This window comes from uncultured Aquincola sp. (genome assembly GCF_964001545.1).
Taxonomy (GTDB): Bacteria; Pseudomonadota; Gammaproteobacteria; order Burkholderiales; family Burkholderiaceae_C; genus Aquincola.
In genome coordinates this window covers 1-9,158 of sequence record NZ_CAXFDV010000789.1, presented here as the reverse complement: position 1 = coordinate 9,158, position 9,158 = coordinate 1, and the positions used below count along the sequence as shown (strand labels likewise).

Annotated in this window: 7 protein-coding genes and 2 pseudogenes; 4 read left to right on the top strand and 5 right to left on the bottom strand. The window is 71.8% G+C overall.

Annotation, left to right across the window (positions count from 1 at the left end):
* Positions 1–1,196, top strand: a 1,196-nt coding sequence (locus ABNT58_RS27465) for an ATP-binding protein (RefSeq protein WP_348756547.1), incomplete at its 5' end; no start/stop codon positions are given.
* 19 nt (positions 1,197–1,215) lie between these two features.
* On the opposite strand, the gene ABNT58_RS27460 is transcribed toward ABNT58_RS27465, so the two are convergent.
* The 3 genes from ABNT58_RS27460 to ABNT58_RS27450 all read right to left on the bottom strand — a co-directional run bounded on the left by ABNT58_RS27460 (position 1,216) and on the right by ABNT58_RS27450 (position 7,013).
* The gene (locus ABNT58_RS27460) at positions 1,216–1,602 is read right to left on the bottom strand and encodes a hypothetical protein (RefSeq protein WP_348756546.1); all 387 of its coding nucleotides are present in this window, start codon (positions 1,600–1,602) and stop codon (positions 1,216–1,218) included.
* Positions 1,603–1,699: 97 nt separating this feature from the next.
* Positions 1,700–3,769: a bacterial transcriptional activator domain-containing protein gene (locus tag ABNT58_RS27455; RefSeq protein WP_348756545.1), complete on the bottom strand. Its 2,070-nt coding sequence runs from the start codon at positions 3,767–3,769 to the stop codon at positions 1,700–1,702.
* A 55-nt stretch (positions 3,770–3,824) separates the two neighbouring features.
* Positions 3,825–7,013, bottom strand: a complete 3,189-nt coding sequence (locus ABNT58_RS27450) for an EAL domain-containing protein (protein ID WP_348756544.1) — start codon at positions 7,011–7,013, stop codon at positions 3,825–3,827.
* Between the two features lie 134 nt (positions 7,014–7,147).
* Here ABNT58_RS27450 and ABNT58_RS27445 point away from each other — a divergent pair.
* Both ABNT58_RS27445 and ABNT58_RS27440 read left to right on the top strand, forming a co-directional pair.
* A pseudogene (locus tag ABNT58_RS27445) lies at positions 7,148–7,255 on the top strand (SDR family NAD(P)-dependent oxidoreductase); the annotation flags it as partial.
* 53 nt (positions 7,256–7,308) lie between these two features.
* Positions 7,309–7,614, top strand: a complete 306-nt coding sequence (locus tag ABNT58_RS27440; protein ID WP_348756548.1) for a hypothetical protein — start codon at positions 7,309–7,311, stop codon at positions 7,612–7,614.
* Here ABNT58_RS27440 and ABNT58_RS27435 read toward each other — a convergent pair.
* Positions 7,615–7,719: pseudogene (locus ABNT58_RS27435) on the bottom strand (AraC family transcriptional regulator); the annotation flags it as partial.
* Between the two features lie 134 nt (positions 7,720–7,853).
* The gene (locus tag ABNT58_RS27430) at positions 7,854–8,768 is read right to left on the bottom strand and encodes a LysR family transcriptional regulator (RefSeq protein ID WP_348756543.1); all 915 of its coding nucleotides are present in this window, start codon (positions 8,766–8,768) and stop codon (positions 7,854–7,856) included.
* 101 nt (positions 8,769–8,869) lie between these two features.
* On the opposite strand from ABNT58_RS27430, the gene ABNT58_RS27425 reads away from it, so the two are divergent.
* The coding region (locus ABNT58_RS27425; protein WP_348756542.1) for an SDR family NAD(P)-dependent oxidoreductase at positions 8,870–9,158 on the top strand (289 nt) is incomplete at its 3' end.

The window sequence follows — 9,158 nt, the reverse complement described above, 5'->3', positions numbered from 1 at the left end:
TGATGAGCAATGCCATCAAGTACAACCGCACCGGCGGCGCCGTGTCGATCTCGGTGCGCCGGCACGAAGACACGCAGCAGGTGGCCATCGCCGTGCGCGATTCGGGCGGTGGCCTGGCGGGCGAGCAGATCGGCCACCTGTTCGAGCCCTTCAACCGCCTGGGCCGCGAAAGCCAGGACATCCACGGATCGGGCCTGGGGCTGGTGATCTCGCGCCGGCTGGTCGAAGCGATGGCCGGCCGCATCGAGGTGGACAGCCAGCCCGGCATCGGCAGCTGCTTCACCGTGCTGCTGCCCGCGGCCCAGCCCACCGAAGGCTCCATCACGGCGCTGCAGCAGCAGTCGCCCGACCCCCAGGTGCTGAACCAGGTGGTGCCCCCGCCCCCCGCGCAGCCCCGCCCCGCCCGCAGCGGGCGCGTGCTGTACGTGGAAGACGAGCCCACCAATGCCGAGCTGATGAAGGCCCTGGTGGACACCACCACCACGGCCGAGCTGCTGGTGGCCGAGTCGGCCGAAGCCGGCCTGGCGATGGCGCGCGAGATGGCACGCGAGCAGCGCCCCAGCCTGCTGCTGATCGACATCAACCTGCCGGGCCGGGACGGCTCGTGGTTGCTGCGGCAGGTGCGCGACGACGCGGCGCTGCGCGATGTGGTGTGCATCGCGGTCACCGCCGATGCCACGCACGAGACGCTCGCCCGGCTGCGGCAACAGGGCTTCGACCAGTGCTGGCACAAGCCCATCGACCTGCGCTGGGCCAGCCGCGCGATACAGGCGGTGCTGGACACCACCCGCTCGGGCGCGGTGCTGCCCCGGCTGGCCTTCGACCAGCCCCATGCGCTGGACGTGCTGAGCCAGGCGCCGGACAGCTGGCTGGACACGCTGGACTTCGGCGTCATCCGGCTCGATGCGCAGGGCGCGGTCACGGCCTACAACCTGCGCGAATCGCTGCTCAGCGGCTTTGCGCCCGAGGCGGTGATCGGCCGCCAGTTCTTCACCGAGATCGCGCCCTGCATGAACAACCCCCAGGTGGCCGGCCGCCTGCAGCAGGCGGAATCGCTGGACGTCATCGTGGAGACGGTGCTCAAGCTGCGCCTGCGGTCCATCCCGGCGCGGCTGCGGCTGCTCAAGCGCTCGCGCAGCAGCGCGCAGTTCCTGTTCATCGAACGTTCCGACAGCCTGGCCGGCCCCTGCGCCTGAGGCGGCCGGGCAGGCTCGCTCATTCGGCGGCCTGGCCCGGCGCACGCGGCGCCTGCGCATAACGCGGCAGGTCGTCGGCGCCCGTCGGCTGGGTGAGCCAGGTGACGGTGACCGGCGGCTGCACGAGGAAGGTGTTGGCGTCCATCCCGCTGCGGCCCTCGCCACGCGCCACCCGCACGGCGGGATGCTCGACGTTGGCATGGCCGCCGCGCATGCGCGGGCTGGCCGGGTGGCCGACGAGGAAGGTGTTGGCATCGATGCCGGCCACCACGGCCGGCCGCTGCGCCGTGGCCGGATGCCAGCCGACGGACTGCGCCTGCACCGGCAGGGCCGTTGCAAGGGCCACCAGCAGCGGCGTTGCGGTCGTCAGGGCACGAAGGGTCTTGGTCGGGCGGGGGCTGTTCATGGCGTGCTTTCGGGCGGTGTTGCGAAGGTTTGTGCGAGCTGCTGTCTGCAGTGCACGAATGGTCCTGCGCCCGCCCCCGGGCCCCGCTAACGGATGACTAACCGCGGCCGCCCTCCGGTGGGGGGTCGGGCGTGAACTGGGGGATGCGCGCCAGCAGGGCCAGCGTGTCCGCCGAGGGCGGCACCTGCAGTCGGGCCGCCAGCAGGTCTCGGCAGCGCTGGAACGCCCGCATCGCGGCGGCGGGCTGGCCCAGCGCCAGGTGGCAGCGCATCAGCCCGCGGGTGCAGGTCTCGTTGAAAGGGTCGTCGGCCAGCCCCTGCTCGTACAGGCCCACCGCGGCAAGCCATGCGCCCTGGGCTTCCAGGTGGGCCCCGTAGGCCGACACCGCCTGCGCCAGCAGGCGCGACAGGCGCTCTTGCGGGCCGGTGATCCAGGGCTCGACCGCGCCGTGGCCGAAGAGCCGGTGGCCCTGGCGCAGCCGCAGGCGGCGGGCCGCGCGGCTCAGCGCCAGGTCGTTGCCCGGCGCATCCAGCAGCTGCAGCAGCTGCTGACAGTCGTGCTCGAAGGCCGCCACGTCGGTCCACACCAGCCTGGGCTCCAGCCACAGGCGGCCTTCGGCCAGCGGCAGCGCACCGTCCACCTGCAGCAGCTTGCGCAGGCGCATCAGCGTCATGTCGAACGAAGCCTTGGGCGCTTCGGCCTCCAGGTCGGGCCACAGCATGTCGATCAGCGCTTCGGTGTGCATGCCGGTGGCCGGGCTGGTGGCGTTGTGCGCCACCAGCACCCGCAGCAGCTCCAGCGGCTTGCGCTGGCCCTTGCCTTCCACCGGCAACGGCACGCCCTCGCGCGCCACCGAAAACTGGCCCAGCGCCCGGATGCGCAGCGCATACGGCCATTCTTCGGGCGCACCGGGCGGCGCGGCGATGCCGCACTTACGGATCAGGCTGGTGACGAAGTCCACCTCGATGCGGTGCTCCAGCGCCAGCACGCACAGCTGCGCGCGAAAGGCGGGCTGGCCCTCGAAGCTGTCGTAGAACTGCCGCTGGCGCAGGCCGGCCCACACCGCCGCCATCAACGCCCGGCCTTGCGGGTCGCCGCGGACCAGCGCCTCGTGCGCCTCGATCATGTCCACCATCTCACCAACCTCGAGCGCAAAGCCCTCGGGCAGCAGCGGCAGCGCGGCCTGCATCTGCGCGCAGGCGCCTGGCGCATCGCCGGCCAGCAGACGGGCATGCGCCTCGTTCACCAGGTAGGCGCCCATCATCGGGCCGGGGCATTCCAGCTGCTCGGCGTACTGGCGGGCGCGCGTGGCGCGAAAGAGCACCTCGTCCACCTGGCCGCGCAGCCGGGCCAGCCGCATGCGGGTGACGTCCAGCAGCATCAGCTGGCGCAGGTTGGCGGCGTCCACCCACTGCTCGGCCCGCGCCAGCGCCCGTTCGGCCCGCGGCAGGTCGCCGCCGGGCAGGCTCTGGTTCACCTCGTCGAAGGCCAGCGCGAACTGCACGTCGCGCAGCTGGTGGCGGTCGGCCAGCGCCTGCGCGGCATGCGTGGCGGCCTCTTCCTGCTGCGGCTCCTTGGCATAGCCGGCGCAGGTGCGCCAGGCCAGCAGCCAATGGGCCTGCCGGTGCGGCGCGGGCACCACGCCGGCCAGCGCACAGGCTGCCAGCCGCTGTTGCACCAGCGCATGCACGCGCTGGCCCAGCACCCGCAGCTCGCGCGGCTCCACGTAGTACATCAGCAGCCGGGCGGCGGCCAGTTGCAGGTCGATGTCGGCTTCCTGCTCCAGCAGGGACACCAGCTGGTCCACCACTGCGTCGACGGAGCTGTCCTGCAGGTCAAAAAAGAGCTGGCCGATCAACAGGGCCGACAGGCCCAGCAACTGCTCGTCGGCCGTGGCCAGCAGCGCCGAACGTGGCCCTTCGGCGCGCAGCGGATCGAGGGCCGACAACCAGCCGCGGAAGTCGCGGAAGCTGCCACCGACCTGGGCCGTGACCAGCAGCGCCGCAGCCCCCAGCAGGCTGCCGCGCGCGTCGCCGGCCGCCTGCAGGGCCTGCAGCGCCTGCCGCAGGCGGGGCAGCGCCCGCGCATCGCCGGCATGTGACAGCGCCAGGCCTTCGTGCCAGGCGACCCAGGGCGCGGCGGGGGCCGGGGCCGACGTGGACTGCATGCGCTGGACCTCCTTGCCGCTGGGGTGGCCATCCGGTGTCGCAGTGTAGGCAGCCTCAAGGCACCAGCGCCAGGCCTTGCTGCTGCGCCTGCAGCCAGGCCTGCAGGGCTTCGGGCCGCAGCGGCCGGCTGTACAGGAAACCCTGCAGCTCGTCGCAACCGGCGGCGCACAGCGCGGCGCCTTCGGCCGGCGTTTCCACGCCTTCGGCCACCACCTGCAGCTTGAGCGTGTGGCCCAGGCCCACGATGGCCTGCACGATGGCGCGGGCCGTGGCATCGGCCAGCATGTCGTGCACGAACGATCGGTCGATCTTGAGCTTGTCGATCGGAAAGCGGTTGAGGTAGTTGAGGCTGGAATAGCCGGTGCCGAAATCGTCGATCGCCAGCCCCACGCCCAGCGCGCGGATGGCCTGCATCGTGCGCAGCGTGCTGTCGGCGCGGTCCATCAGCATCGATTCGGTCAGCTCCAGCTCCAGCCCGCCGGGCGGCACCTGGTGGCGCGCCAGGCTGCCGGCCAATGTGTCCAACAGCGTCGGGTCCTGCAGCTGCGGTGCCGACAGGTTGATGGACACGTTCAGGGGCGGCAGCCCCTGCGCACGCCAGCGGCCGATCTGCGCGCAGGCCTCTTCGATCACCCAGGCGCCCATCGGCACCACCAGGCCGCTTTCTTCGGCGATGGGGATGAAGACGGCCGGGCTCAGCGGCCCCAGCTCGCGGCTGTCCCAGCGCAGCAGGCCTTCCACGCCCACCGCCCGGCCGCTGCGTGCATCGATGCGGGGCTGGTATTCCAGTCGCAGCTCGCCGGCCTCGATGGCGCGCCGCAGCGCGGTCTCGGTGCGGTGGCGCTGCAGGGCGCGCTCGGTCATCTCGGCGGTGAAGAAGGCGCTGGCATTGCGGCCGCCGGCCTTGGCCTGGTACATGGCGGTGTCGGCATGGCGCATCAGGGCGTCCAGGTCGGTGCTGTCGTCGGGCGCCAGCGCAATGCCCACGCTGCAGGAGACGTTCAGCTCCGCCCCATCCACCAGGTGCGGCTCGCGGATGCGCGGGATCAGCCGCTGCTCCACCACATGGGTCACGTCGTCCACCGTGTCCACACCATTGAGCACCACCACGAACTCGTCGCCGCCCAGGCGGCTGACGGTGTCGCCCGCGCGCACCGCCTCCACCAGCCGCCGCGCCACCGAGCGCAGCAGGCCATCGCCGATGTGGTGGCCCAGCGTGTCGTTGATGTCCTTGAAGCGGTCGAGGTCGATGAACATCACCGCCACCTTCTGCCCGCTGCGCCGCGCCTGCTGCAGCGCCAGGCGCAGCCGCTCGATGCACAGCGATCGGTTGGGCAGTTCGGTCAGCACGTCGTGCTGCGCCAGGAACTGGATGCGGGCCTCGCTCTTCTTGCGGTCGGCGATGTCGATGGAGGTGAAGATGTAGTGCGTCACCTCGCCACGCGCGCCCGGCCCTTCGCGCACCGGGCTGATCAGCAGCCAGGCGGGGTACTCGCTGCCGTCGCGCCGGCGCAGCGACAGCTCGCCCTGCCAGGTGCCGCGCCGCGCCACCACGGCCCAGATGTCGTCCAGCAGGCCCTGCGGGTCGGCGCCGCCCACCAGCAGCGTGGGCGGCTCGCCCACCACGTCCTGCAGGTCGTAGCCCGTGGCCTTGTGGAAGGCCAGGTTGGTCGTGTGGATGCGCCGGTCGGCGGCCACGATCATGATGGCCTCGGTGGACGCCTCGAACACCTTGGCCCACAGCTCCAGGCGGCGGCGCATCAGCTTGAGGTGGTTGATCGGCGAGAACACGGTGATCACCGCATCGCGCCCCTGGTACTGCACGCGCCGGGCACTGAGCACGGCCCAGGTAGGCTCGCCGCTGCCCAGCCAGCGCACCTCGAACTCATGCACCGCGTCGCGGTCGGCCAGCTGCTGGAAGAAGTGCGCCCGCACCGCGGCCTCCAGGCCCACCGCCCACGGGTCGCCGCGCTGGCCGTTCAGCCACGACTCGGCCGGCGGGTTGGCATGCAGCACCTCATGGCCGGGAATGGCCGTGACCATCAACGGGATGGGCGTCGATTCGACCAGCGCCCGCTGGGCTTCGGCAGCGCGGGCGCTGGCGGCCAGCTCCTGCTGCGCGGTGCGCTCGCGGTCCAGCTGGGCCAGCATGTCGTTGAAGGCCAGCACCAGGCGGCCGATCTCGTCCTGGCTGGTCCACTGGGCGCGCAGCGTGGGGTCGCCCGTGCGGCGCACCTCGTCGGCCACGCCGGCCAGGCGGCGCAGCGGCAGCGCGATCTGCCGGGCCACGCCGTACACCAGCGACAGGATGGCCAGCAGCAGCACGAGGGCGGTGCCCAGGTGCAGCCACATGCGGGTGTAAAGGCCCTCGATCCGCGTGGCCAGCAGCCGCTCCAGCTCGGTGGCGCCCAGCTGCCAGGCACGGTGCAGCTCGTCGACCAGCTCGGCCTGCGCCAGGTGCACGGCGCGCAGGCGGTCGCCGGTGGCGCCGTCGTCGATGTAGGCGCGCGCAGCCCGGCGCAGCCCTTCGATGGCGGTGGCCAGCCGCGCCTGCGCCGGGTCCAGCGCGGCGCGCAGGGCGGGCTGGGAAGCGGCCACGGCCTCGGCCTCGTCGCTGGCGATGCCCTGGGTCACCGCATCGAGCTGGCCTTCCAGCACCAGGTACTGGGTGCGCAGCACGGCCGGCTCGGTCTGCGCGCCCGGCCGCAGCTGGGTGCCGATGCGTTCGAGCACGTCCAGCAGTTCGGGGTAGCGCAGCAGCACCAGCGACATGCTGTAGTAGCTGTCGAGGTCGGGGTCCAGGATCAGGTTGGACTGGTTGCCCACCCGTGTGACCAGGGCCCGGCCCTCGGCCAGTGCCGCCGCCAGCGCCGCAGGGCCGGGCCGCGGGCCCAGCGCTTCGAGCGTGTGCTGCAGGCGGGCCGCCGGCTCGCTGCTTTTCATGCCGTCGCCGTGCAGGCGTTCGGTATCGGCCACGGCCTGCGCCGCCGCCAGCCAGCCCTCGGGCCGGGGCACCGCGTCCTGGCCGATGGAGGCCCGCGCCACCGCCACCAGCACGTCGCTGGTGCGGCGGATGTAGGCGATGCCGCTTTCTTCCTTGCGGGCGAAGTCGATGGCGATGAACTTCTCGTTGATCAGGATGCCGCTGATGTAGATGACGGCGGTGAGATCGAGCAGGTAGATCAGGAGCAGCTTGCGGCCCACCGACAGACGGCCGAGCAAGCGGGCGAACAGACGCGACATCGAGGTCCTTGGAACAGCGGGGACGACAGCGCAAGCTGCAAAGCGGCGCACTGCGAGCACGGAACGTGCCACGCTGGCCGATCAGGCAAGGCAGCCGGACCATCAGGCATGGCCGCCGCCCCGCCGTTCCTAGCATGGGCGCCGAGGCGCAGGCCGCGGTGGAAGCGGCGGCCGCCCGCATGGGCGGCATCGACGTGCTGGTGAACAACGCGGGCTACGGGCAGCTGGGCCTCTTCGAGGAGATTCCGGCCGAGGCGGTGGAGCGGCAGTTCCACACCCATGTGTTCGGGCTGACGTGGAGCCGGGCTTCTTCCGCACCGACTTCCTGGACGCCAGCTCGGTGCAGTACGGCAGCCAGCCGGTGGCGGACCATGCCCAACTGCCCGACGGCCCGCGCGCCACCTGCGAGAGTTACAACCGCCAGCAGCCGGGCGATCCGGTCAAGCTGGGGCAGGTGGTAGTTCAGCTGGCGGGCATGCCCCGGCCGCCGCTGCACTTTGCGGCGGGCAGCGATGCACTGGCCTATGCCACCACGGCCCTCGAACGCCGACAGGCCGGGCTGCAGGCGCTGGCTGCGCTGTCCGTCACCACCGACCTGTGATCAGGCGCGGCGCGCCTGCGGCACGGCCAGCGCATCGCGCGAGGGCGGCACGCCAAACAGCCGGCTGTATTCGCGGCTGAACTGCGAGGCGCTTTCATAGCCCACCGGTGGGCCCCCGCACGGCCGCCGAAGGGCCCATCTGCATCACCAGCTCGGCCACCAGGGCCGGGTCGAGGTCGAGCCGGAAGCCGAGGTAGGGCTCGGAAAGTCGCGCGTTGGAAGATGGCTTGCGCCAGCCGCTATGCGGCCGCGCGGGCCAGGTCCTTGTCGAGCAGGCAGTCGATGAACGCGCCCAGCAGCGCCGGCCGATGCTGCCGGTGCGGGTAGTAGAGGAACAGCCCGGGCCGCGAGACGGACCAATCGGCCAGCACCTGCACCAGGCGCCCTTGCGCCAGCAGGTCGGCCACGCCGTCCTGCTCGAAGTGGTAGGCGATGCCCAGCCCGTTCAGGGCGGCGGCCAGGCCGATGTCCGCATGGTTGGTGACCACCGGGCCTTCCACCGCCACCTCCAGCCGCCGGCCGCGCTTCTCGAACTCCCAGCGGTAGTGCCGGCCGTCGGCCTGCAGCCGCCAGTTGATGCAGGCGTGTTGCTGCAACTCCGCCGGCTTCTGCGGCGTGCCGTGGCGCGCCAGGTAGTCGGGCGAAGCCACTGCCACCATGGTCAGGTCCGGCGTCAGTCGCACCGCCACCATGTCCTTTTCCAGCCGCCCACCCACGCGGATGCCGGCATCGAAGCGCCCGGCCACGATGTCGGCCAGATGGTCATCGACCACGATGTCGAGCACCACCTCGGGGTAGGTCTGATGGAACCTGGCCAGCCGTGGCCCGATGAGCTGCCTGGCCGCGATGCCCAGCGTGTTGATGCGCAGCGTGCCCTTCAAGCGCCCGGTCGCTTCGCCGACCTCGGCCACCGCCGCATCCAGCTCGCGCAGCAGGGGGGCGATGCGTTGGTACAGCTGCTGGCCGCTGGACGAAGGGGCCACGCTGCGTGTGGTGCGGTTGAGCAGGCGTGCGCCCAGCCGGCCCTCCAGCTGGCGGATGGTCTGGCTCAGCGCCGAAGGCGACACGCCCAGGTGCTCGGCCGCACGGGCGAAGCTGGCGCGCTCCACCACCGCGGCAAAGGCCTTCAGCTCGGCAAAGTCAGATCCGCGCATTGTGTATGTGCAGCTACATAAGCCATGCGGATTCTAGGCGATTCACTCATCACCGCCCGTGGCGCATCCTTCGCTCCGTCGTTCACTTTCAAGAGCCAACCATGAGCTTCGACCTTCAACTTCAGGGCCAGCGGGTGCTGGTGACCGGCGGCACCAAGGGCCTGGGCGCTGCCATCGTGCACAGCCTGCAGGACGCCGGCGCCCAGGTGATGACCACGGCACGCTCGGCGCCTGCCACGCCGCGCCCCGGCGTGACCTACCTCGAGGCCGACCTGACCACCGCTGAAGGCGTGGCCGCACTGGCCGGCGCGGTGCTGCAGCGCTGGGGCGGCGTCGACATCCTGGTCAACTCGCTGGGCGGGTCCACCGCGCCGGCCGGCGGCTTTGCCG